At 67.8% G+C, this 23,724-nt stretch carries 22 protein-coding genes and 1 pseudogene; 15 read left to right on the forward strand and 8 right to left on the reverse strand.

Translation table 11 applies throughout. The annotated features are described in order from the left end of the window. Nucleotides 1-176 precede the first annotated feature (176 nt). Nucleotides 177-1,181 carry an IS3 family transposase gene (locus B9S57_RS27310; RefSeq protein WP_103759827.1) on the forward strand — a complete coding sequence of 335 codons (1,005 nt, stop codon included), beginning with the start codon at nt 177-179 and terminating at the stop codon, nt 1,179-1,181. Between the two features lie 129 nt (nt 1,182-1,310). Here the strand turns inward: B9S57_RS27310 and B9S57_RS27315 are convergent, their stop codons facing one another. After that, entirely contained in the window at nt 1,311-1,694 is a 384-nt protein-coding gene (locus tag B9S57_RS27315) for a hypothetical protein (RefSeq protein ID WP_258036648.1), read from the reverse strand. Here B9S57_RS27315 and B9S57_RS27320 point away from each other — a divergent pair. The 8 genes and pseudogenes from B9S57_RS27320 (at nt 1,662) to B9S57_RS34705 (ending at nt 6,927) form a co-directional block, all read left to right on the forward strand. Then, complete coding sequence (locus B9S57_RS27320) at nt 1,662-3,320, forward strand: DUF3560 domain-containing protein (protein WP_258036649.1); 1,659 nt, start codon at nt 1,662-1,664, stop codon at nt 3,318-3,320. The two genes, B9S57_RS27315 and B9S57_RS27320, sit on opposite strands and share 33 nt — an antisense overlap. 72 nt (nt 3,321-3,392) lie before the next feature. Then, complete coding sequence (locus tag B9S57_RS27325) at nt 3,393-4,040, forward strand: hypothetical protein (RefSeq protein WP_103759862.1); 648 nt, start codon at nt 3,393-3,395, stop codon at nt 4,038-4,040. A gap of 61 nt (nt 4,041-4,101) precedes the next feature. Beyond that, nucleotides 4,102-4,525: pseudogene (locus tag B9S57_RS35010) on the forward strand (DUF6197 family protein). A 42-nt stretch (nt 4,526-4,567) separates the two neighbouring features. Next, the gene (locus B9S57_RS27335; RefSeq protein WP_103759863.1) at nt 4,568-4,966 is read left to right on the forward strand and encodes a DUF6181 family protein; all 399 of its coding nucleotides are present in this window, start codon (nt 4,568-4,570) and stop codon (nt 4,964-4,966) included. Beyond that, nucleotides 4,963-5,571: a DUF6349 family protein gene (locus tag B9S57_RS36540; RefSeq protein ID WP_103759864.1), complete on the forward strand. Its 609-nt coding sequence runs from the start codon at nt 4,963-4,965 to the stop codon at nt 5,569-5,571. Before B9S57_RS27335 ends, B9S57_RS36540 begins: the two co-directional genes overlap by 4 nt. A 199-nt stretch (nt 5,572-5,770) precedes the next feature. Next, a complete protein-coding gene (locus tag B9S57_RS27345) occupies nt 5,771-6,049 on the forward strand; it encodes a DUF6211 family protein (RefSeq protein WP_103759865.1) in 279 nt (92 codons plus the stop codon). A 44-nt stretch (nt 6,050-6,093) separates the two neighbouring features. Next, nucleotides 6,094-6,747, forward strand: a complete 654-nt coding sequence (locus B9S57_RS27350) for a hypothetical protein (RefSeq protein WP_258036650.1) — start codon at nt 6,094-6,096, stop codon at nt 6,745-6,747. Between the two features lie 3 nt (nt 6,748-6,750). Continuing rightward, a complete protein-coding gene (locus tag B9S57_RS34705) occupies nt 6,751-6,927 on the forward strand; it encodes a hypothetical protein (RefSeq protein ID WP_181011495.1) in 177 nt (58 codons plus the stop codon). An 82-nt stretch (nt 6,928-7,009) separates the two neighbouring features. Here B9S57_RS34705 and B9S57_RS27355 read toward each other — a convergent pair whose 3' ends face one another. Both B9S57_RS27355 and B9S57_RS27360 read right to left on the reverse strand, forming a co-directional pair. Next, nucleotides 7,010-7,345, reverse strand: coding sequence for a YnfA family protein (locus B9S57_RS27355; RefSeq protein WP_103759867.1), 336 nt, complete (start codon nt 7,343-7,345; stop codon nt 7,010-7,012). Between the two features lie 54 nt (nt 7,346-7,399). Beyond that, nucleotides 7,400-8,176 (reverse strand): MerR family transcriptional regulator, encoded by a 777-nt coding sequence (locus B9S57_RS27360; RefSeq protein ID WP_258036651.1) that lies wholly within the window; start codon nt 8,174-8,176, stop codon nt 7,400-7,402. A 293-nt stretch (nt 8,177-8,469) separates the two neighbouring features. Here B9S57_RS27360 and mobF point away from each other — a divergent pair, with 293 nt between their 5' ends. Then, nucleotides 8,470-12,933: a MobF family relaxase gene (mobF, locus tag B9S57_RS27365; RefSeq protein ID WP_258036652.1), complete on the forward strand. Its 4,464-nt coding sequence runs from the start codon at nt 8,470-8,472 to the stop codon at nt 12,931-12,933. A gap of 677 nt (nt 12,934-13,610) precedes the next feature. Here mobF and B9S57_RS27375 read toward each other — a convergent pair. From B9S57_RS27375 to B9S57_RS27390, 4 genes are all read right to left on the reverse strand, one after another. After that, on the reverse strand, nt 13,611-15,494 hold the full coding sequence (locus tag B9S57_RS27375; RefSeq protein ID WP_103759868.1) for an ATP-dependent endonuclease: 1,884 nt from the start codon (nt 15,492-15,494) through the stop codon (nt 13,611-13,613). A 399-nt stretch (nt 15,495-15,893) separates the two neighbouring features. Next, entirely contained in the window at nt 15,894-16,442 is a 549-nt protein-coding gene (locus tag B9S57_RS27380; protein ID WP_103759869.1) for a GNAT family N-acetyltransferase, read from the reverse strand. Between the two features lie 20 nt (nt 16,443-16,462). Beyond that, nucleotides 16,463-17,812 carry a hypothetical protein gene (locus tag B9S57_RS27385; RefSeq protein ID WP_258036653.1) on the reverse strand — a complete coding sequence of 450 codons (1,350 nt, stop codon included), beginning with the start codon at nt 17,810-17,812 and terminating at the stop codon, nt 16,463-16,465. Between the two features lie 426 nt (nt 17,813-18,238). Further along, nucleotides 18,239-18,538, reverse strand: coding sequence for a hypothetical protein (locus tag B9S57_RS27390; protein ID WP_103759870.1), 300 nt, complete (start codon nt 18,536-18,538; stop codon nt 18,239-18,241). 47 nt (nt 18,539-18,585) lie between these two features. Here B9S57_RS27390 and B9S57_RS27395 point away from each other — a divergent pair, with 47 nt between their 5' ends. From B9S57_RS27395 to B9S57_RS27410, 4 genes are all read left to right on the forward strand, one after another. Beyond that, complete coding sequence (locus tag B9S57_RS27395; protein WP_258036654.1) at nt 18,586-19,128, forward strand: hypothetical protein; 543 nt, start codon at nt 18,586-18,588, stop codon at nt 19,126-19,128. Nucleotides 19,129-19,254: 126 nt separating this feature from the next. Next, complete coding sequence (locus B9S57_RS27400; protein WP_103759871.1) at nt 19,255-19,761, forward strand: hypothetical protein; 507 nt, start codon at nt 19,255-19,257, stop codon at nt 19,759-19,761. Beyond that, a complete protein-coding gene (locus B9S57_RS27405; protein ID WP_181011496.1) occupies nt 19,745-20,488 on the forward strand; it encodes a hypothetical protein in 744 nt (247 codons plus the stop codon). The genes B9S57_RS27400 and B9S57_RS27405 overlap by 17 nt, the downstream gene beginning before the upstream one ends. 119 nt (nt 20,489-20,607) lie before the next feature. Then, the gene (locus tag B9S57_RS27410) at nt 20,608-22,353 is read left to right on the forward strand and encodes a sulfotransferase (RefSeq protein WP_103759873.1); all 1,746 of its coding nucleotides are present in this window, start codon (nt 20,608-20,610) and stop codon (nt 22,351-22,353) included. Here B9S57_RS27410 and B9S57_RS27415 read toward each other — a convergent pair. Continuing rightward, complete coding sequence (locus B9S57_RS27415; RefSeq protein ID WP_181011497.1) at nt 22,348-22,776, reverse strand: NUDIX domain-containing protein; 429 nt, start codon at nt 22,774-22,776, stop codon at nt 22,348-22,350. The two genes, B9S57_RS27410 and B9S57_RS27415, sit on opposite strands and share 6 nt — an antisense overlap. Before the next feature lie 44 nt (nt 22,777-22,820). On the opposite strand from B9S57_RS27415, the gene B9S57_RS27420 reads away from it, so the two are divergent. Beyond that, a complete protein-coding gene (locus B9S57_RS27420) occupies nt 22,821-23,660 on the forward strand; it encodes a transcriptional regulator (RefSeq protein ID WP_146057822.1) in 840 nt (279 codons plus the stop codon). Nucleotides 23,661-23,724: the final 64 nt, after the last annotated feature.

Consider the following 23,724-nt stretch of genomic DNA (forward strand, 5'->3'; position numbering starts at 1 on the left):
GCCCGCCCCAGGAAGCACCCGGCCGAGGCCGAGAACGCCAAGCTGCGGCGGGAGAACGAGCGGCTGCGCACGGAGGTGGACCAGAAGAACGCGGCACTGGAGGTGCTGGGAAAAACACACGCGCTCTTGCAGTCACTGTCCAGGAGCGCGGACTGAGCCACGTCCTGGACGGCCATCTGCACGCGGCGGTCGAGGAGTTGAGGCTGCTGGTGGGCATCGTGGATGCCTGCCGGATCACCGGACGTTCCCGGGCGACCCACCACCGGCGGCTGCATCCCAGGCCGCCGGCACCTGGGCGACCGCGTCCGGCCCCGGTCACCGCACTGTCGGCCGCAGAGCGGGCCACCGTGCTGGCGCTGGTGAACAGCGACGAGTACGCCGAACTTCCGCCGGCCCAGATCTACGCCCGCGAACTGGACGAGGGCCGCTACCACTGCTCCGAGCGCACGATGTACCGGATTCTGAAGGAGGCCGGGCAGGACGGCGAGCGGCGCCGGATCGCCACCCATGGTGCCAGGACCGTGCCCGAGCTGGTCGCCGACGCCCCTTCGCAGGTGTTCACCTGGGACATCACGAAGCTGGCGGGTCCGGACAAGGGCATCTGGTATCACGCCTACGTCATCATCGACATCTACAGCCGCTACATCGTCGGCTGGACAGTGGAGCGGGCCGAATCAGCCGACCGGGCCGAGGAGCTGATCCGCGAGACGATCCTGCGCAACGGCATCGTGCCCGAGACCGTGCACGCCGACCGGGGCACCTCCATGACCTCCAAGAAGGTCTCCCAGCTGCTGATTGACCTCGGTGTCACTCGCAGCCACTCACGCCCCAAAGTGAGCAACGACAACCCCTACAGCGAAAGCCACTTCAAGACCGCCAAGTACCAGCCCGACTTCCCGCGCAGGTTCGACTCGCTGACGCACGCCCGGGAGTGGATGGACGGCTTCATCAGCTACTACAACCACGTCCACCGGCACTCCGGGATCGGCTACCACACGCCGGCCAGCGTGCACTTCGGCACCGCGGAACTGGTACGTGAGCAACGAGCCACCACCCTCACAGCCGCCTACGAACGGCACCCGGAACGGTTCAACCGCCGCCCCGTCCCACCATCGATCCCCCGCCAGGCATGGATCAACGACCCCGCCAAGCGACACCAAACCGAACGACAGAACTCATAGCGCCACATTCGTTTCATTTGACTTGACAGGCACCGCCCGCGCCGCGAACCGACAGCTCATGGCCAGCCTCAACACATTCAAGGACAAGCTCTGATGGAGGGTCCAATAGGTCGGGCTCCTCACGAGCCTTCACCCAGAGTGCGCGGCTACCTGGGCCCTTGCGTCAGTCCCGGCGACCGCGCGATGCAAGGGAAGCAAGAACACGACGACGAACAGGCCGAACACGTTAATGAGCAACAGCCCGTCAGGACGCAACAGCCCCGCTGGATCATCCCGCAGCCACTGCCAATTGCCCAGCCAGTTCGCGCAGACGTCCATCACCATCACCGCGCCCGCCAGCCAGACCCCCGCGCTCCGCACGCACCCCACCAGCACGGCGACCAGCGGATCGAGGACTACCAGGCAGACGAAGAACACCTGGAGGGGCACCCACTGGAACGCCGCATAGGCATGGATGCCGCCACGGGCCAGGTCGAGAACATGGGCACCGAATCCTTCAAGGAACCCGGTCAAGTAAACCGCGAGAACCCATCTCGCCCACAACGGCTGTCTACTCCATCGTTCCCGCAGCGCGAACATCACCGGCCCAGCCTACGTGCGCGACACCTGTCGCACCGCCTCACGATCGCCTCAGCGCGTCTGGCCAGCCACAACCTCAGCAACGCCAGCGGCTACGGAGCAGTAGCCCTACAGAACGGCACCCTGATCGAGGGGACCAGCCGGGGCGACGGATCGGCCGAGATCCTGCGACTCCGCGAGTACGGCCGCACCCAGCGCCAGCCCTTCCGCTGGAGTAGGAACCTTGACTGCTGGTACCTCCCGCACAGCCGCGACCACGCCACCTACACCCCCTCGCTCGAACTCCTCGCGCAGCGACTCCGAGACGCGGGCTTCGAGGTCACGTTGACCATCGACAACGCCGACCGCCGCTCGTTCTCCGACGCCGAGAAGGAACGGGAAGAGAAGGCCGAAGGCCGGGCGGAGAGGTTCGGCGGATACGCCTCCAGCGCCGCCCAGAATTCCGAGGCTGCATGGAAGTCGAGCCACGAGATATCCGAGCGGTTCGCCTTCGGTCAGCCCATCCTCATCGGACACCACTCCGAGGGCCGCGCCCGCCGTGATCACGCGCGGATGGACAACGCGATGCGCGAGAGCATCGGCGAGAGCGACCGCGCCGCCCACTGGACCGGCCGCGCGCAGGCCGCCGCGAACTACGAGCGGTTCAAGAAGGACCCCGGCCGCACGCTCCGCCGTCTCGACAAGCTGCGGTCCGACCTCCGCGCGGTCGAGAAGTGGCAACGCGGCGAGTCCGCCAAGGGGTTTTCCCGGTGTCCGGCAGACCCCGAGCTGGAGACCGAGCACCTGGAGCTGACGGAGGAGATCGCCCACTGGGAGAAGGTCATCAAGGACGCCGAAGCCGAGGGCTTCAAGGTCTGGTCGAAAGCCGACTTCACGCGCGGGGACTTCGTGCTGTACCGAGGCACCTGGTACGAGATCCTGCGGGTCAACCCGAAGTCGGTGACGATCCCGCACATTCACAACGGCGTCGGTCAGCGCGTCGTTCGCGCGGCGGACAACCGTCACGACGGCTGGACCTGGACCGCTCCCTACGACGACGTGTCCGGGCGCAAGAGCGCCGACGAGATGCAGCAGCCGCCTCGGGCCGAGGCCGCCGAGCACCAGGAGCAGGCCCAACAGGCCCCGCCGGTCAAGGAGCCGGTACCGGCGGCTGAGACGTGCCCGACCAGTCACCCCAGTCCCTGGCACGCGAAAGCGCACTGCTGGGCTCTCGGTCAACACGCCCCTGAAGGGAGGCCGACCCCGGCGACGGCCCCCGCCGAAACGGCAAACGGGCAGGAGGACATGGCACTGGTGCTCATCACCTCGAAGAACTCCCGCCGCTCCCGCAAGCGCGCCTTGTGGGCCCTGCCCCGCCGCGAGGCAAAGGCGGTGTGCGGCGACCCCCGGACCTCCGGCCGCTCCTACATGCTCACCTGGACCGACCGGCCCGGCGCCGAAGGAACCGACTGGGAATGGACGCCGGACAACGGGAGTTTGGACCCGGTCCTTACGGACCTGGGCATCACCCCGCGCCGTGAATGGACCGCCGCCACGCAGGCCCCCGCCGAGGCCGCGTAACCACGCCCCCGCCCGCCCCGGCGGCCGAGCACACCGGGGCGGGCCCCTCTTTCACCAGAACAGGGCGCCACCATGACTACGCAACTCCTCGAACGACCCGCGACGATCACCGCCCCCGACACCGAAGCGGGCAAGCTCATCGTCCCCGCAACCGAGGGCACCACCCTCCCGAAGTACCGCGTCGGCACCCCCGACATCCAGTGCCGATACCCCGTAATCGTTGGCGAAGACCAGGTCATCGGCCGCGCCTTCAGGTGGCACCGGGATTGGCTCGTCCTCACCACCGAGGGCGAACGCAATCTCCGCCGTCCGCCCAAGGGGACCCCTGGCACCGATATGGCCGCCGCCCATCTCGCGGAGGAGTACACCGCCGGTCGGATCGGCGCCGTCCCCCTGGACCAGGTGCTTGCCGAGGCTCCCACGCCCTTGTGCGGGCCGGTGCCTCTCCTCCACCCGCGGATGCCGGTCAACGATCGCAACATCCAGGGCGCCCAGATCGCGTTCGCGGGACTCCGGGCCCACCACTGGCGGGCAGTCCTCACCGGGTTTCCCGGCAGCGATAACCACTGGTTCCTCAGCTGTGAATTGTGCCCGTGGGAAGGCCCGAAGTTCTGGTCACACCTGCGCGGACGCAACGGAGAGCCGCCGAGCGCGCGCCGTCACAAGGGCGGGTGCATCGGAGAAGACAAGGTCCGCCGTTTGATCCCCGCCTACCACTAGCAGCCTGACCGAGGGGCGGCGGCAGCGTGCCGCCGCCCCCGCTCTCCCGAAGGACAGCATCGTGCCGACCCGCCACACCCCCGAAAGCATCGTCATCGCCGACACTCCGGGCGCGATCCTGGAATGGGCCGCCCGCCACATCGAACACGTCGGCATCCACCAGGGCCCGCGCCTGTTCGACGGTCCCGGCCGCACGGCCACGTTGCCGTGCTGGCCGCGGCGCCCTCCAAGTCGCTGCCGGCCACGGGCGGGGAGCCGCCGGCCGGACGTACGACTGGGACCGCATCGACCGTGCCCGTGACCAGGCGTTCGCCCTCCTCGCGGCAACCCTCACCGGTCACCCCGTCGGCGCCGACGACCCCGCCGCCAAGGCCCTGCGCCGCGAGACCATCGACCGGTGGAGCGCCGAGCCCGGCCGTACCGCCGCCGACGCTGCCCACGCGTTCCGCACCGCCGCCGCCCGCGCTGAACATGCCCTGTCCTGACCCCGCCGCCCCCAGCATCCCGAGTCATCGAAGGCCCACACGATGGACGAGACGACAGAAGACCGCAGCACCACCAGGACGCCGAGCCGCCGAGGAGCCGCCACCCCCAGCCGGGACAGCATCCACCGGCTCAGCGTTCCCCTCCACCCCCGGCTCAGCGCGACCGAGCTGATCCGCGTACTCCTCGCGGCCCCAGGGGAATCCGACCTCTCCGCCCTCGACCCCGTACAGGTCCGGTCGCTCATCGCAGACGTGCTCACCCAGCACGGTTATGACGTGCTCGACCGGTCGCCGTACTACCCGGAGCTCGACCGCCACCAGGACGCCCGCCGCGCGGTGCGCCGCGCGTACGGGCCGCGGTTCCTCGACGCACCCGACGAACAGGCCGTGCTCGCGGACCCGCTCCGCGAAGTCCTCGCCGCAGGAAGCAGGAAGCCATGACCGCTACCGTCGCCGAGCCGACTGGAGCACGGGCACGGCAGACGTACTACTGGCGAGTCCGCAACGCCCGGACGCGCCACTCACCCCCGAGCGCCGGGCAGGCGTGGCACATCCAGCCCGGACACCCCGGCGGCGCGTACTGCGACCTCGGCCACGATCTGGTCCCGCCCTCACACCACGCGCCGACTCTGCTCTCCCGCAGCCGGCCGACCGGCGGCCGGGGGGACGAGCAGGAGTTTCGCGGCGGGTGTCTCGCGTGCGAGTGGGAAGGTCCCGTGCACTCCGGCGACGGGTTCGGGAACGGTGACAACGAGGCGGTGGAGGACGCGCACGACCACTGTTTCCCCGGCTGGCGGACACTGCCAACGATCACCACGGTCGAGGACCGGTGGGCCGTCCCGCGGAACCGGAGCCGCTGGGCTCAGCTCATCGCCCGGTACCCAGCGGGTTGGATTGACCAGGGCGCCCCCGTCGTGGCCTGGCGCCGGTACCGCCGCGAAGCTCACGCTCCGCCGCACGCGGGGCGCCCCCGCTACGAACTCCACGTAACCCGGCCATCCAACGACCGGGGCCGACGCCCCACAGATCAGGGGGCCCTCTTCTGATGACCGTCGTCGTCCGGATCAGAGCCCCGCCCCGCTCAACCCGAAGGTGGTTTAATTACTCCGCCGTCAGCGGAGCGGGCAACCTCCGACCGGCCGCGCGTCCCACGGGGCGCCACACACCAGACAACAGATGACGGCCAGCGCACAAGGGCAACAAGGCGCTGGCCGTCGGTGTCTCTCTCACCAGAAAGACCACACCATGCTATGTGACCGGCACTCCGACTGTCCCCAGCCCGGCGACATCGCCCAGCTCACCAGGGGTAACAGCATCGGCGCCGATCCCGGCGACAGCTTCGTCATCGTCGAGGACTTCCCCCCGCCCGGTCGGCACCTCGTGCTCAACCTCCCCGTCGACCACCCTGGCCGCGCCGACTGGGCCGCCGCCGTCCCCTTGGCCGACATAGCCACCCTCACCCGGCTCGAACCGGCGGGCAGCCGTACGTGGGCGCCGGCCCCGGACCCGGACGACATCCTGTGACCGCGCCGAGCGGTCGCGACCCCGACCAAGAACAGGAGGCGACCGTGTCCCGCAAGACCGGCCGCACGCTCTACTCACGCGCGGACCTGCGCAAGGTCCACGGCATCAGCGAGCCGACGCTTCAGAACCTCTGGACCGACCGGGAGAACAACGGGCACCCACCCGTCGCGGACACCATTGACGGCGTCATGCACTGGGACGGCGACGTATGGGCGACGTGGCACCACGAGCTTCAGCGGCAGCGCGCCGCCGCCAGCACCACCAATCCGCCGAAGCTCGACGGCGATCCCGAAGAGATGGTCGGCCCCGCCGAAGCGGCGAAGGTCTGCGGGTTTGCCGACTCCACCACCGTCTCCCACTACGTGAAGAACCCGCCCGAGGGGTGGCCCGAGCCGGACGACTGGGACGAGCTTCCGACCCGGCGGCGGCCGAAGTGGAAGCGCTGGAGGCTGTGGCAGTACCTCGCCGACCGGAAGGGCCGCGGGCACGCCGGCGGACGGCCCATCGGCCGCCGCGGACTGGCCTACCCCTACCAAGGAGACGAGCGGCTGACCCTCGCCCGGCAGGCCATCGCGGCGAACCCCCAGGCCACGAACGCCGAGCTGATCCCCCAGCTCCAGGAGCAGACGGAGAAGACCTACTCCCGCCCGACCTGGAACAACATCATCAAGTCCGCTCGCGAGCACCCCGAGGAGTGACCCGTGCCCGACACCCGCTGTCCGCGCTGCGGCGGCCCGCTCGGTGAACGGCCCGCACGCTCCCGTCTGACCACCGACCGCGAGGTCTTCATCTGCACCACGTGCGGTACGGAGGAAGCCGTGCGCGAGGCCCACGGTCAGGCGCCGGTGCCGTTCGGCGAGTGGCCCCTGAACACGTAGCCGCTGGCCCAGCCACACGGCCAGCATGAGGAAGGTCCCCCCTCCGACCCGGAGCGGGGACCTTCGTCGTGTCACCAGGCGCTTAGTGACTGCGGGGTGCGTACATGAGGACGCCCATCCCGATCAGGCAGATGACGGCGCCGATGATGTCGTACCGGTCGGGTCGGTAGCCGTCGGCGACCATGCCCCAAGCGATCGATCCGGCGACGAAGACGCCGCCGTACGCGGCGAGGATGCGGCCGAAGTTGCCGTCGGACTGGAGCGTGGCGACGAACCCGTACAGGCCGAGCGCAATGACGCCGGCGCCGATCCAGATCCAGCCCTTGTGTTCGCGCACGCCTTGCCAGACCAACCAGGCCCCTCCGATCTCGAAGAAGGCTGCGACGACGAACAGAGCGATGGAGCGGGCGATGAGCACGGCGGCTGGGTCTTTCTGTGGGTGGAGCGGTGAAGGGCGACGTGATGGAGCACGTCAGGCCGTCGGGCCGAAGAGGTCCGTGAGTAGTTCGGCCCCGGCGGTCGCGGCGCGGACTTCGACGTGGAGGTACTGGCCGTTGAGGTGGAGTCGGAAGTCGAAGAACGGGCAGCATTGCTGCTCCTCGGCGGCGAGCGCGGCGAGGCCCCCGGCCCGTGAGGCGGGCATGGTGAGGCGGAGCCCATCGGGGATCTCCTGGCGTACCGCGCCGTCGAGGAGGCGGTGCCACTGGGCCTTGCGCTCGCCGAGGCCATCGCCGGTCAGAGAGCAGGCGACCGGAGCTGTCCGCCAGGACTCGGTCTCCTCCGCAGCGCGGCGGCTGGGCGAGAGCACGATGTCCACCGCGCGGGAAGCGCCGATGGGTGCGGGCTGGGTGAGGAAGCCGCATTCCGGGTCGCAGCGGGTGGCGCGGTCGGGTAGCGCGTCCAGGTGTTCCAGCGCGGTGTGCAGGGAGGCAGCGAATGCCGTCAGTTCGGCAGTGCGCTGCTCGGCTTCATCCAGGCGGGCGGAGATGCGGGGACGCAGGTCAGCCTTTACGTCCGCGCAGGCGCCAGCCTCCCACACGGCTAGGAGTTCGCCGATCTCCTCCAGGGGGAGCCCGAGGTGCTTGGCTGCCGCAATGAACGCGAGGCGTTCCACCGCCTCCTCGCCGTATAGGCGGTACCCGGAGGCGTTGCGGTCGGCGGGCAACAGCCCGGCATTCTCATAGAAGCGCAAGGTGGTGGCCGGGACGCCGCAGCGCTCCGCGAGCTGGGAAATCCGCATCGTGCTCACACCGTGGACCGTAAACCTTCCAGACGGCTCGAAGGTCAAGCCGTTTCCAGTCCAGCGTGCTCCTGAACAACGTCGACCTGCTGATGTTCTTCCCTCGCCCGCACCTGCCAGAGGTAACAGTCCAACAGGACATCAGGCTCCAGGAGCCTGATTCGCAGGAGTGACCATGCCACTCCGAGTGCCCGAGGTTCCCTCCGTTGATCAGGATCTTGAATTTAGAGGACCAAGGTATCGTCACTTCGTGACGATACAATCAGCCAAGACGACCGAAACTGACCGGATGAGAGCGGGGGGTGAGCGGGCCGATGGGATGGGTGACCATGATCGGCCCCTCCGACGAGCAGGTTGAGTACCGCCTTACCGGCGGCCACGGATGCGGGAAGTCTGTAGCGGTCGACGCCGCGCCCCTCATTGCCGCCATCGAAGCGAAGGCCGAAGCCGCCGGAGCCCCCGTCGCCTCCCTGCTCGCGAACCGCGAGGCCAAGCGCGCCTTCTTCCGCGCCCGCGGACTCCTCCGCAGCAAGGGCGCTGCGCGGTTCACCGGGTTCGACGCCGTTGAAGTCGCCGCCGCAGCCGGGCTCGACGCCCGCGACCTCTACGGGGAACAGGCCCTCCCCGCTCGGCCCGCGGACGGACAGGTGGACTACCACCTGGACGCCAGCGAACGGCCCCTGGTCTGGATCGGCGATGGGCTCGCCGAGTTCGACATCACGCCCGGCAGCACCCTCGCCCCCGAGCAGTTCCCGGCCGCCCGGCGCCTCATGCACGGCGAAGACCCGCGGACCGGGCAGACCCTCGTGGAACCCAAGCTGGCGATCGCGCCGGCCGCCAAGCTCCCCGCCGCCCCACTGGCCCGCGCCATCCGCCGCGCCGCCGCCGAACGCAGTGTGAACCCCGCCTCCCTGCTGGACTCCAAGCGAAAGCAGGACGTCTTCCGCCGGATGGAGAGCCAGCTCAAGAGGTTCGGGGAGTCGCACCGTGTTCCCGTCTCGACGGTGCTGAAGCTCGCCGACGCCGTCGGCATCGACGCCGTCGACCTCTACGGCGAGAGCGTGGTGGAGAAGGCGGTCGCTGCCGAGGCGGGCGGCCGTCTGGACGCCCGCGCACTCCTGCGTGCGGGCGAGACGCGCGCCACCGACACCGGACAGCAGCCCGCCGACCTGTTCGACGCCGCGTCCATGAAGCGCCGGTACGCCCAGACCGAAGGTCAAGGCGCACGTCGTCTTCGGGACCTGCCGATGGACGTCCGCGAAGCCGTCGCGATGGCCAAGGCGGCAGGGCTCGCGCCCGAGGACGTGTGGGACACCGAGGAGATCAAGGCCGCTCTCCTCGAAGGCCGCGTGCAGGTCGGCAACTTCGGTGCTGACGTCACCTTGGACTTGGCGAAGTCGAAGTCCGCTTTCCTCGCCTATGCGCCCGAAGAGATCGCCGCCCAGGTCGAGGGCATCTACACGACCGCCGGCCGCGAGTCCATCGGTGCCCTGGAACGGTGGACGGCGTACGCCATGCGCGGCCACCATGGCGATGGCGACGAAGCCGAGACCGTGAAGACGAGTGGGTTCTCCGGCTGGATGATGGTTCACCGCGCCGCCCGCCCCGTGGACGGCGCCCCGTACGGAGACCCCCACTTCCACCTGCACTTCACCCTGGCCAACATGGTCAAGGGCACCGACGGCAAGTGGTCCACGATGGCCGGCGGGGGCCGCGACCTCCACCGGCACACCCGCGCGACCCAGTCCCTCATGAACGCCCGCATCCGCCGCGAGCTGACCGACACGTTCGGTATCAGCTTCCGCCGTGAGGAGCGGACCGGAGCATGGGAGATCGCAGCGATTCCCGAGGCCACGATCCGGTTGTTCAGCAAGCGGGACAGCCAGGTCCGGGACCTACTGACGAAATTCGGCATCGACTACGACAGCGCGACAGCCCGCGAGCGCACCGCCGCCTCCACCGCGTCCAAGGCCGCGAAGAACGGCGAAGCCGCCGGAGTCGGGGACGATGTCCTCCGCGCCTACTGGCAGGCCGAAGGCCGCGCGGCCGGAGACGACCCCGACGCCATCGCAGCCAGCGCGATGGAGCAGGCCCGAGCCGACCGGAACCCGTCTCTGGATGAACTGTGCGCCCAGGTCTTCGCCCCCAAGACCGGCCTGACCAGCCACTCCAAGGAGTTCACCCACGCCGCCGCCATCGCCGCCGTGCTGGACGCCCTTCCGTACGGCGTCGCGGACGCCGCCGAGGCCGAACAGCTCACCAAGTCCGTGCTCCGGCAAGCCGGATACGCGGTCCAGCTCAACCCGAAGGGCGCCCAGCACTTCGCGCACGCCGACCGGTACACCACGGCGGATGTCGTGGCGGCCGAAGCGCTGATCGTCTCCGAGGTCACGAACCGGCTCGGGACTCAGGCCGCCGCCGTCAGCAGCGACACGGTCGACATGACGCTGTCCACCGTCGAGGCCCAGCACGGCGGCAGCTTCACGTTCTCCGACGAACAGCGTGCCGTCCTTGAACGACTGCTCACGGCCGGGCACGGAATCGACGCCGTCGTGGGCATCGCCGGATCGGGCAAGACCACGATCATGGACACCGCGCGCCAGGCATGGGAGGCGCACGGTCTCGTCATCGCCGGTGCGAGTACAGCCGCCGTCGCCGCCGCGAACCTGAAGGCCGAGGCGGGCATCGAATCCCGCACCCTCGCGTCCTGGTTGACCGGCATCCGCAACGGAGGCTCCGGCCTCACCGGCGTGGACGTGTTGGTCGTGGACGAAGCCGCCATGTGCGATGACCGCGACATCGCCGAACTCCTCACCCACGCCGCGGAAGCCGGCACGAAGGTCGTCGGCATCGGTGACCCCAAGCAGCTCCACTCGCCCGGCATCGGCGGCAGCTTCGCCGCCGTGCACCACCTCGTGGGCGGGCTCACCCTCAGCCAGAATTTCCGCCAGAAGGACATGGTCGAGCGCCGGGCCCTGGAGCTGTGGCGAGACGACGACCGCGTGGAATCGCTCCGTACCTTCGCCGGGACCGGCCGCGTGCACGCTCTCGCGGACAAGGACACCACCCTCGCCGCGATGCTCACCGTCTGGGCCGACAAGCGGGCCGCGCACAACGACGACCACACCGCCGTGCAGCAGCTCCTCATGCTCGCTGCCACCAACGAGATCGTGGAAGAGCTGAACACCGGCGCCCGCGCACTGCGGAAGGAGAACGGCGACCTCACCGGTCCGGAGCACGCCTACGCGCTGCCCGGTGGCGGCGAGCTGACCCTGTCCGTCGGTGACCAGGTCCTCCTTCGAGTCAACGACTACCGGGGCAAGAAGAGCCGAGGGCAGAACGAAGACGTGCTGAACGGCTACCGCGGAATCGTGTGCGCCGTGGACGACGAACGCCGGGTGCTGGTCGAGTGGCGCGAGAAGACCGAGGACGGCCACCGCGACGTTGCCGAATGGGTGGACGCCGACTACATCGCACAGGGCGGGCTCAGCCTCGGATACGCGATCACCGGGCACAAGTCCCAGGGCCTCAGCGTCCAAGAGGCCCTGGTCTACGGCCCCGGCGCCCAGACGAACGCCCTCTACACGATGATGTCGCGGGACAAGAAGGAGTCTCACCTCTTCCTGCCGCTCTCCGTCTACGAGACCGACGCCGACCGCGCCCGCCACGGTGACGCACTCACCGAGCGGGAACAGCTTGACCGTGCCGTCGCGGGGCTCATCCGCGAGATCGAGAACGGCACAGAGGAACGCATGATCCTCACCGACCTCCCAATGAACGTGGTCCCCAATCACGTCCGCCAGGCCGTAGCTGACCTGCCGACCCCGCGCGCGCCCGGCACCGGACAGACACACGACGCGGCCCCTCCCGGCGAGGACATGGAAACCGAGAACCGAACCGCCCCGGCGCCTGCCGCAGGGAGCGAAGTCTCGACCGCGTCTCCGACAACTGCGCCGACGACCGGCCGCCCGTACGCTCACCTCACTACTTCGGCTCTGCGCGACGCAACGCGCAAGGCCACCGTGGCAGCGCGCGCCACCAGCTCGGCGGCCGAGAAGGCTGAGGCCGCCGCTACCCGCGCTGAACAGCAGGCTGCTGCCGGGACAGGCCCGAACACGCTCGCGCTCAGCCGTCGACAGCAGGACGTTGCCCAGCAGGCCGTGGCGATCCGCGAAGTTCGAGCACTGGGCGGCACAATCACGGAGTGCACTGACCGGCTCCACCACGCGCAAGTTCGTATCCAAGGACTCGAACAGCGGCTGGCTGAGACCAGCCGCTTCGGGCGGCCGGTCCTTCGTGGGGAGAACCGCGCTGCGATGGAGGCCGACCGTGAGGAACTGCTCCGTACGTGCGAGAGGGAGGCGCGAGGACTGGAGCAGATGAGTACGCGTTTCCATGATGTCACCCGGCAGGCTGGGTCGGTCGGTGAGTACGAAGCGGTGCTCACCGAAGCGGACATGCCGGAGGAGGAGAAGGCCGCATTTCTTCGGCGGGCCCAGGGCAGGGACAACAAGGTGGCTCTGCGGCTCCGGGCCGAAGCCGCCAAGGCGCGCAACACGTCTAACGGTGCCGCATACCGCGTAGTTGGACTCCTGGCTGAGTTGTCAGCGCGGACCGAAGGGAAGGTGCCCGTGCCGAGTGACGAGCCGCGTCAACACCAGGGGCGAGGTGGGGTTCCGGCCTCTCCCTACCCCGGGCAAGCCGACGCGCATGTGCATCAGTCGTCCGATGGACCGAGCGAGCCACCGGTTGAGCCACGCCTGTGATGGGATCCGCCGCCCTTCGCCCTGCCGGCCGTCCCGGTCGACCCCGCCGTGTGGGCTAACTCTTTCCGGTATTACGGCCTCAGGCGATGTCTCGTTCGAGGTCAAGGCAGTCGCGGGCACCGAGGAGGCGAGTAGGCGGGATGGTCCAGGTCATCGAGACGTCCAATTAGACGCCGAGTTCATGGCGTACGAGCGGCCCACGTCGTCATGCCGCGTCTGCCCGTCCCTCATACGCAGGTGTTGCGCGGCTCCTCGGAACCGGGCGTCTCTTGTGTTGTCCCGCGCGCTGGCAGAGCAGGTAGGCGAAGGGGGCTGCTGGCGCTGCTGCGACGCCATGCTATCCCGCTGTGGATTAGATTCCACCTTGTCCACACACCTAATCGCGGTGTACGCGACGGTTTGTCTCATCCTTCGGAAGGCTGATGTCAGTGGCATGGGGAAGAATCTGAATCAGTGGAGGGAGGCTTTGATGTCCGCAGCGGACAGTGGTTCTGACCTGCATATACCTTTGCCAAGTGGGTGTCGCTGGTGCGGGGTGGATGAGCGCGAGCACATGCAGCGGTACAAACCGCCGGTGGGCTGGCACAAGTGGGAGCCGCCTACGCAGGAGCAGCGCAAGGAGAGGATGCTGGCCCGACGTCGTCGTGGGCCCGGTAACCGGCTCCTGCGCTTCACAGCTACGCCGCTAGCTTTCTGAGCTGGCTGAATACGAGGCGAAGCTGTTCTGGGACATCCTGAGGGTCATCGAGCGCCGAGGCAAGCTGATACATCATGTCGGGCTTGCCTCCGGGGCCGCTTTCGCTCTGCTCCCGCAGCATCTGCTTGACCGCATCACTGAACTTGCCCCCACGCAGCTGCAAGAAGTCCACGGGCGCCCAGATGCCTTCGATCCTGGGCCATATCTTATTGGCGACACGGGCCCAGACCTCGTCGGTGAAGGCCTCCTCGAGCTCGTTGAACTTCTCCCCGCCGGGGAGGCTCGGGTCGGGTTCCCCGATGAATTTCACGTAGTCAGCTACGCGCGGGCCGAAAAACTGGGTCAGCTTGACGGGCTTGAAAATGCTTTTGGGTAGATTGCGGCTGTCGGCGTCGACCACCAGCATGAAGGACCGATCGTGCTCAGCGAGGTAGCGTGCCAGATGCAGTGCCCCCTCATTGTTGAAGCACGCCCACAGGGCAATGCCAGCCGCCTGAAGTGACAACCTCTCGCAGAGCTTGAACAGCAATGGGAAGGCACGCTGCTCCGTGTCGCCTTCCACAGCCATGAAGCAGCGCTCATGTAGCAGTACAGAATTTCGCAAGCCGAGTCCGGCGGCAATCCTCCACAGGTGGTGCTCGAGCTCGTCGCCATCCGCATCGGAGCCGATCCGCTCGATGACGGTGCGGTGCTTCTCTAGCTTGAGGTGGACGACGTCGGAGATCTCGACACCGTCGATGAGGTTCAAAGAGTGGGTAGCGACGATGACAGCGACGTGCGACAGTGCGCTCTGGTCTTGAATGAGCTGCATGACGCGTCGCTGGTGGTGATAGTCCAGGTGGGTGTCAGGCTCGTCGTAGATGACGATCGTCTGCACCGCCGGCGGCGTGACATCTTGTGCTTCGTCAGGGACCGCGGATTGGTCTTCTTCTTCGTCGGCAAGCAGCTCGCTGGTCCACTCCCACACGGCCAACGCGACTCGTCTACTGCGGCCGAGCCCTGAGCCTTCCAGCGCGACTGACTCTCCGGCAGCACGGGCCACCCGCAGCGGTGCGCCGCGAAATCCATGCTCGAAGGAGACGTCCGGATCCACGTATACGTCAGTCAGGTCTGGGCAGCGCAACTGGATGTGATCACAGAGGGACTTGGCCTCAGTCCGAAGACGATTCTTGACCTCGTCCTCCAGTTCACTCAGCTTGCCTTTGAGCTGCGGATCCTCCATGTACTGCTTGAACCGACCGCTGAGAGCACTTTTGATCTCCGCGTCAGGGTGCGCGACCTTGCCGTCGAAGGGCAGCAGCCGCGGCATGCGCTTATCCAGCAACGCGGGCGCCGGGAGCCATGTCTCACCGGCGGAGTGCTCACGCGCGTAGGCACGAAGTGCCTTTTGGAGGTCTTCCTTCTTGCCGCTAGCTGGCTCGAGCCCGTGTTCCTTGACCAGGGCCTTGAGCGCGGGGAGCAGAAGCGACGGTAGGTCACGCAGTCGCTCATCGTCAGGAAACGAGCCCCAGTACTCAAGGCGGCCAACACAGTCCTCACCGGCCCGACGGCGAATCCGCACCAGCGGCGGCAACTCGAGTTCCGCCTGCTCCCACTCGTCGAGCTGGAACTCACCGACCACTGTGGTCTCTTCGCACCGCTGAGGAGGGGCGGCCGCCGTCAGCCCCTGTCCGCTGGGCTGCGCCACGAAGGTACGGTCGTCTTGCTTGAGCTTGCGCGATCCGGTGAGAAAGTGCAGCGAGTCAAGCAAAGCGCTTTTTCCGCCGTCGTTGTGACCGGCCAAGATCGTCGGTTTGCGGACGGGGATCTCACGGACATCGGTCAGCGAGCGGAACCCACTGACGGAGAAGCTGTTTAGGTACAACGCGCCTGCTCACTTTCCTGACGTACACGCCACCGCAGGTAGCCCGTCAGCAATTGACCGCGGTATGCCGCCCGGCGCCCCTTGCACCATCTTAGAACGAAGACCACAACCGCTACGTCCGTCCCATAGAACTCAGCGGCAGGCGCCACGGTCTCCGGCCAGCGACTAACCGACCACTGCGACCAGGCGGGTGTCGGCGCCGACGAGGATCTGCTGGTTGGAGGAGTACACACAGGTCTTTGATCGTTCGGCGATCGCGGCCAGCAGCTTGGGCCGTCGAGGCAAGGGCCATGTGCGCCTGTCCAAGACCCGCAGCGCGCCCTCTTCGCGAACAGCCTGTTTACGACGGCGCGCCCGTGCCAGCGGGGCAAGGCGCGGCTGACGATTCAAGCTGAGTGGCTACGCAGAGGGCCAGTCGCCCTCGACGATCGCGTGCACCACTGAGTCGCGCCACTTTCCGGCTCTCTCGATGTGCTGCCGGATGATGCCCTCCTCCACCATGCCCGCCTTCGCCATGGTCCTCGCCGACGCCTCGTTCAGAGGCGATCGTGCTCCCCAGATGCGATGGAGCTTCAGATCCTCGAAGCCGAGCCCGAGGAGGAGGCGCACCGACTCAACGCCGTACCCGAGTCCCCACACCTTGGAGTTCAGCGCGAAGCCGAAGGTGGCGCCGCGAGGCTGGTGAGGGTCGGTGGCTATGCGGCCGAACCCGATCAGTTCGTCGCTGTGGCTCTCGACGATCGCGAGGGCATACTCACTGCGAGGCGACGCGCTGGCCGAAGTGACGGAGCGAGCGACGATCTGCCCTACCTGTGCTCGTGTCCGCGGCTCGAACGACATGTGCTTCGTCGTCTCGTGGTCTCCGTAGATCGCGAGAATCGCGTCTACGTCATCGATGGTGAGTTCGCGAAGTTCCAGGCGCTCACTGGAACGGCTGATCGGGTACATGCAGGGACTGTATCCCGGGCCTAGCGAGGCAGGGCGGGGCGAGAGGGCTCAAACATGCCGATCTCGGTGCGCAGGTCGCCTGCCAGCGCTGTGGCGCCCATCGAGTTGCGGCCGAGTGCGTCCCTCACCCGTTCGGCGGACCTGACGATCCCGTTGTTCCTCATGCCCGGGACCAGGTCGAGGACAGGCCGGATCGCCGCTGCCGCACCGTCCAGGTCCTCGGCGTGCAGCCGGACGAGAGCCAGGTTGCACTGCGAGCCGGCGAGATCGCCGAAGGCCCAGTGCGACTGCTCCTGATCGCTGAAGCCGCGGACTGCCTCCTCCGCGCGCGCAGCGAGTTGGGTGTCGCCGTGGCCGAGGAGCACCTCGGACTCGACTACGTAGTAGAGCTGCTTCAGCTCCGGGTAGGTGAGCAGGCCTCCCAGTGCGTCCAGGTCATCGGGCACCACCAGTTCGCGAAGCGACTCCGCCCTCTGGTTGGCTGCGCGTACGGCCCCTTCGTCCCCGAGGAGCGCTGCGGCGCGGGCCTCGAGTCCGGGGAGCCAGACGCTGACCGTGCCCCTCTGGTTGGGGGCGTAGGTCGCCCCCTGCCTTGCGTAGTGCAGGGCGTCGTCGGGCCGGCCCGCCCAGTAGGAGATGAGGGACTTGAGCCCGTCAACCACGGCCATCAGGCCCGTGTGCTCTGCCTCCTTAGCGCAGAACGCGGCGACGCGGGTCTGCTGCAGAGCGACCTTGGACTCACCCATGTCGTGGGAGCCCTTCGCCATCAGGAAGGTGAGCACTGTAGCCATGAAGTGCAGTTGCCTGAGCTGGGACGGGCGGGCTCGTCCGCCTTCGAGGATCCGGAACGTGTCCTCCTGTGCGTTGGCCAGGTCCTCCCAGATCTCCGACAGGGGGGTGCGGGGGTACAGCTCCACGATCCGGGCGACCTCGTCCTGGAGGAAGCCGAGAGCTTCGTCGCCGACCTGGTTGCGTTCCGCACCCAGGGCGAAATCCATTGCGCGTCGTGCTGCCATTACGCCCGTCCTTTTCATCTCGTGCATGGCCAAGCCGGGTTCGGCCGGACCTTCTGCGCGTGACGTGCCGAACAGTGAGGGGAGCTCGGGCACCGTGCCGGCCTCAACTTCAGTCCACAGCTGGTCGATGCTGTAGCCCAGGAGCCGCACCAGCACCCTCCGGGCATCTCGCTGGGGTCTGCGGGTGCCGTAGTACCAGCCCTCGAAGGTCGCCTTTGCCGGGGCGAGAGTCGCGATGGCCGGGTTCCCTTCGAACTCGGCCAGCTCGCGTGCAGCCTTCTTGAAGTAGGGCAGAAACGCTGCGAGGTCGCGGAGCTCACGTTGGTCGAGCAGGTACCGGAGCAGCGTTGGCATGGTCTCCCTCATCTCCTGCACGTTCTGCATGTCACTGGCGTCGACGGTAGAGCCCCGCCCCCAGGAAGTTGCCCTGGAACCAACGTACTTAGCGGCACCGAGGTGAGTCCGAGGAAAGTACGAGGTTCGGCGTCAACTTGCGTCTGCGTTCCGAGGGAGAGACGGGGCTAGGTCTGGAAGGCGGGCGTCGTCAGGCTCGTACTTGCCCTTGCTGACAGTGCCGGTACGAACCATTCGCGTAATCAGGGAGTCCCTGTGTCCATCGAGACCGCACGGCCGCCAGTGCACCCGGACGGTGCGGCTGAGCCTCGCTTACCGCTCGGCAGTCGGCCGACGCCTTCGTCGGATCCCTTGCCGAGCTCGCCAGTCGATCGCGAGTGGAGCAGGGTGTTCCAGCTTGAGCCCGGTGCAGCACAACTGGCGCGCTTACACGCCCGGACCCGGCTGACGATGCTCCGATGGCCGGGGAACCGCGAGTCCGCTACGCAGGTCGTCGGCATTCTCGTCGGCAATGCCGTCAAGCATGCCGACCCGGGCGCGCAGCATGATGACCGGCTCCTGCGGCTGAGGCTCGCCATCATGGAAGATCACGCTCTTCTGATCGATGTCGAGGACCCTCTCCCCGAGTTCCGTCACTTTGAGCGGGCGCAGGCCGGCGAGCTCGGCTGTGGTCTCTGGACGGTGCGCCGTCTTGGGGGTGCTCTTTCCTGGCACCTGTGCGAGCACGGTGGCAAGGCTGTCCGTGCACGGCTCCTCCCGGGCCTGGTGCAGCCGTGATTACCTCGACCGCGCCGCCGGCCCAGATCGCCGTCGAGATGATGCAGCAGCTGGTCGAGTCCAGTGGACCGGCCCGCGAGCCGGCTGCCGATATGGCGGACCTCGCTGAAGTGATCCGGACGCTTCTGGCGGTCGAGGCCAGACGCGATACGCGGGTGCGTCTCGGAGGCAACCTGTTCGATGTCGTGATCACCGGTTTCGACTCTCAGGCCCGCAAGGTCATCAACCGCATGGACGAGCAGCAGAACGGCTGTGGGCCGGTCATCGAGGATCCTGAGGCCGAGTGGCTGTACTGGCTGGTCCCGCCCGGTTCCTCCGCCCGCTGGGAGCCCCACGAGTACGCCGTGTGCCTTGGCGCGCCCCACACGATCACCCTGCCTTCCCTGAACCGCGCCGCGCCTCCGGGCCCGTACTGGCTCCGTCCGTCCGCGAGCGACCGCCTTGTGCCTCTCCAGCCTCTCCGGCAAGCCCTTGACGTGTGTCGCCCTGAGCCAACACCGCATGCCGCCCTCGCGGCGCAACTCGGTTTGACCCCCTGAACTCCGTGCTCGCCGACGCCGTCCCCCTGGACGTTGGCGAGCACGGATCCCCCCGCCCTGGTGCCGGTCCCTGAACCGGCTCCGGCACCAGGGCCGGCCCTGTGCAGAGCTGCACCGGAGGATGCTGTGCTGGAGATCGTCCCCGCCGACGAGATCGACGACGACTGGCCGTACTACGACCGCGAGGTTCCACGGCGGCGGTTGAGTGCTGGCAGCAGACTCGCAGCCCTGCGCCGCAGCTTCTTCGAGAGCGCCGTCTCCACGATCGCACTGCACCGTCCCATCAGGGTCTCCACGTACGTACTTGCCGGGCCCGACGTCGACGTCGAAGCCGAGCACGCTCTCCTCAACGAGTTCGCCGGGGGCCGGAACTGGCGTGTCCACCGCGAACGCTTCACCGACCAACCACCCGGCGGCCCGACGCCGACCGACATACGGCCCGAATTCAACCGGGCCTGCCGACACGCGGGAGCCGGCTTCGTGGACGGCATCCTCACGACCAGCCGACAGGCCATGCCCACCGCCGACGACGCCTACGAGCACTTCCTGCACTGGTTGCACGACCGTCGCGCCTTCATCGCCTACGGACAGCTGACACCCGGAAGGAACTGCGAACATGCCAGCAACTGCTGACAGCGTGCTCCCGGCCCGGGACCGGGTTCAGCACTACTGGCGCGGCCTACACGTCCCGTTCATCGCCACATGGAGCTTCGAAACGGTCTTCCACCCTCAGGTGATCCGCGCCTCCTACCGTGGGGTGTGGGGCATCGGCTACACCGACGAGTGGAAAGTCGCCGACCGGCGGCACGGTGCCTTGTGGGTGCGCCGGGCAGTCGCGCGTGGGAAGGGGACTCCAGCGCTCGCCGGTGTGCACCCGATGCGCCAGCGCCAGGCCATGGCCCACCTGCTGTGTCAGGTCTGCGGCAACAGCACGTTTGACGAGCACTGGAAGTTCTGGGGCGAACGGCACCTGTTCCTCATGCGTGCTCTCGACCCTGGGCAGGTCATATCGAACGGGGAAACGACAGACTCACCCCCCGTCTGTCTCTCGTGTGCACTTGAGTCCGTCGAGGCGTGCTCACACATTCGGCAGGGGTGGACCGCCGTGCTGGTCAAGGACGCGCGACCGTGGGGTGTAGCCGGTGTCCTGCACGCTCCGTCAACGCTCGCACCGAAGCTCGGCCCCGGCAATCGGCTGATCGAGCGGCCGTTCGGTCACAAGGAATACGCGTGGATCAACGCCGCCCGCGAGCTTGTACAGCTCGAAGACGTCACCCCCGTCGACCTCCACAAGCTCGCAGCCGAGACGACGTCCGCAGGGATCGAATCGCAGACGCGAGCACGGACGCAGGCTGAGTAGCCGATGTTCCGACGCGTGTGCCAACTGGCGGTGTTCCTAATTGCCATCGTTCTCGTCGTCACCGCAGCCTCCATCAAGCCCATGTAGCTCTTGGCATTTTCGAGTCACCAGGAGAATGAATGCTTACAGCTGATCTCACGACCCTTGCCAGGCGGGTGGCCGCGCTCCACGGACAATACGAAGCTGGGAGCCTGGCGCACACGACGGCGCCAGTGCTAGCCCTGGGTACCTTCGAGCGCGTCGGGTCGAACTGGTTGTCCGACTCGTTGCGCGCCGAAATGCCCCAGCACAACGAACCGTTCCGTCAGCAGCTCAGCAGAAAGCACCCGACTTCCCCGTACAACCGCATTCCGCTCGAACTGACCGGGGGCGCCTGGCTCGGTGAGCTCGAGCAGCACCACCTGGCCTGTGCACTGAGCGATCTCTATGGGCATCCGCGGCACCTGGTCAAGGAGACGAACCTCTTCTTCTCCACGGACACCACGCTCACGCTCTTGCCCCACTCTCCCGTGCTGGTCCTCACCCGTGCTCCGGTCGGGGTGGCCTCCAGTTTTGCTCGCGGACGCCTCTGGAAGCGCTGGGGCTACGGCGAGCGGTACGCCCAGGTCGCAGTGACTGCACGCTCTGCACGGTGGCGCGACGAGTTCAAACTGCTCCTGCCGCAGGACGACCCCGAGGAACCCATCGCGCTGGGGCGCCTGATGGCTGTGAACGCGCTGCTGCTGGCCCGCGCCCTCAAGGGACGGGCCCACACCATCGTTTCGTACGAGCAGCACGTCACAGACCCCACGGGCACTCTGGGCCGAATCGCCGCCCTGCTGAACGTCGACCTGCCGGCCAAGGTGCAGCAGCCGCGGCCCACCAACCCCATCGCCACTGACTCCACGTTTGCCACCAACAGGCACAAGAGCGAACTCGTCGCCGGCCTGGACTGTCGTACGGCGGAACTGGTGAGCGAACACGTCAATGCCACCCTTGGCCGCGCTGCGCAGACGCTCGATCCGCAGGTCATCGCGACTGCTGCCGAATGGCTGGCCGGAGACTACCTGTACGAGCTGCACGAACCGGTCGCACGCCCGCGCCGGGCCGAGCGGCCAGCTGCAGCCGGGCCGAAGGTGCCGCTTCCCGGCTACTGCCCGATGGCTGGTGTGTCCTGGCGGAACACGCTGGTCACCAACGCTGAAATGGCCGACCTCCTGACCATGCTGCACGTAGCTGGAATGCCGAACACCCAGTGCGGCACGAATCTCCTGCTGTGCCCGATGCCGCACGAACGTGGCGGCCGGTTGCATTTCGATGCCAAGGAGCGGCGATGGGCGGTGAGTCCTGGCTTCGAGGCGCACCCGGCGTACTGGGTCACGTGGGTGGGAGCAGCCGTCATGGCCGCATGGTCGGGGGCGCGTCTGCCCACACGAGCAGAAGCGCTGGAAGCCAGCCTAGGAGCGCCGTCGGCGCGCAACAGCGCCTACGCGATAGGGGACGCGTCCTGTGTCGTCGAGCCAGGCCTCGGTGCCGGTCAGGTCCACCACCTGGTGGGGAACCTCCAGGCCTGGTGCAGCGACGGCCCCGCCCAGGGCGCGGAGCGTCCCGAGCAGCGCTTCCTGTTCGGTGCGGCGTGGAACACCCCGGGCACCAGGGCGGCGATCCAGGCGGAGCGGTCGAGGTATTTGCTGGGCTCCTCGCGTGGCGTCGGTATCCGCCTTGTCCGCGACCCTGACACCACTCAGGCGACCGGGCTCGGCGCCTGGGAGCTGGCGCACCGCCTCAACGGCTGGATTGATGACCTTGCCGGTCCAGCCCGCTCTCTGGGCGAACTGGACCGGCGTTTGGTCACTGCACTGACCGCGGCCGAGCCGAGCTCATAGGCCGATCGCGGACTTGGGGCCCATGTACGAGCCGGCGCCAGGAAAGTCCTCCTGACAGAGCTTCACGAACGTCTCGCTGAATCCCAAGCCGGGCAGGTCGCCGATCTTGACGAACGCGACCTGCCGGATCGGGCGTGTATCCGCGCCCTCGATGACTGCCCCGATCTGCCCGCCGATCCGCCGGGCTTCGAAGGTGACGTGAACGACATGAGCCTTGACGTTGTCGCACAGGTACAGCAAGCGCCCGACCTCGACCTCGACGCCGGTTTCTTCCCGCATCTCCCGAACCAGGGCTTCGGCCAGAGTCTCGCCGTTCTCGACCTTGCCTCCCGGCAGGCTCCACGACCGCTTGCTGTCCGTGTCCTGGTCCAGAAGCAGGATCGCGCCGTCCTCAATGACGACGCCCGTCACACGTGTATGCATCCCCAGACCGTAGCGCCCACCCACCCGGGCAGGGGGGAACACCGATGAATGAGCGTCCCACTGCGGTTGTCATCGCAGCCGGAGGACTCGGCACCCGCGTGGCAGGCTGGTCCCCGTTCCTGCCCAAGGAACTCCGCCCGGTCCAGGGGCGCCCCGGCCTCCTTCACGTGCTCGAGGAGGCCGCCACGATGGGGGCTGATCGCGCCGTCGTTGTGCACCACCCGTACTACGCTCCGCTCATCGAATGGACCCGGCAGGTCCTCGCCCCTGGCGCCCAGGCCCGATACCGACAGCTCGCGCACCAACCTGCCGGCCATCACCCGCTGACCGACCGCATGCAGGTCGACTTCATTGCCCAGCACGGCCGCTACGCCGACATCACCTCCGCGCTGAACGGTGCCGAACACCTGAACACCGGGAACATCTGCCTGGCTTTCGCTGACAACGTCGACCCCAGCCACACAGCTCTCTCCGAGCTCATGGCCACCGCACTCCGGGGCGTCCCGGCAGTCCTCGCGGGACCGTTCACCCTGCAAGGCGCCAGCAGCCACGGGGTGATTATCTGCGCCGGCACAGGACCGGATCGCACCATGGCGGCGCTGGTCGAGAAGCCTGATCCGGTCCACGCTGCGCAACTGGTTGACGAGCACGGGCCGGACAGCCTTCGCCTGCTCCAGGGGCGCGCCCGGCTCACGCCCGAGCTGGTGCGCTACCTGACCGCATCCGAACGGGACATGGCCTCGGAGCCGAAGCTGGCCCTCGCTCTCGCCAACTACGCCCGCCACCACGCGGTGGGCGTAGTCACCAATACCAAAACCATGATCGATCTCGGTCTCCCTGACGCCGTCGAAACTGACCCGCAGCGAGTAGGCCGGAGGCCCTGACCCTGAGCGATGCCGCTCGGCTTTCCGCAGTCGCGCACACCGATTGCCCGCGACACGAGAGGCT

The organism is Streptomyces sp. SM10 (assembly GCF_002910915.1).
Lineage (GTDB): Bacteria > Actinomycetota > Actinomycetes > Streptomycetales > Streptomycetaceae > Streptomyces.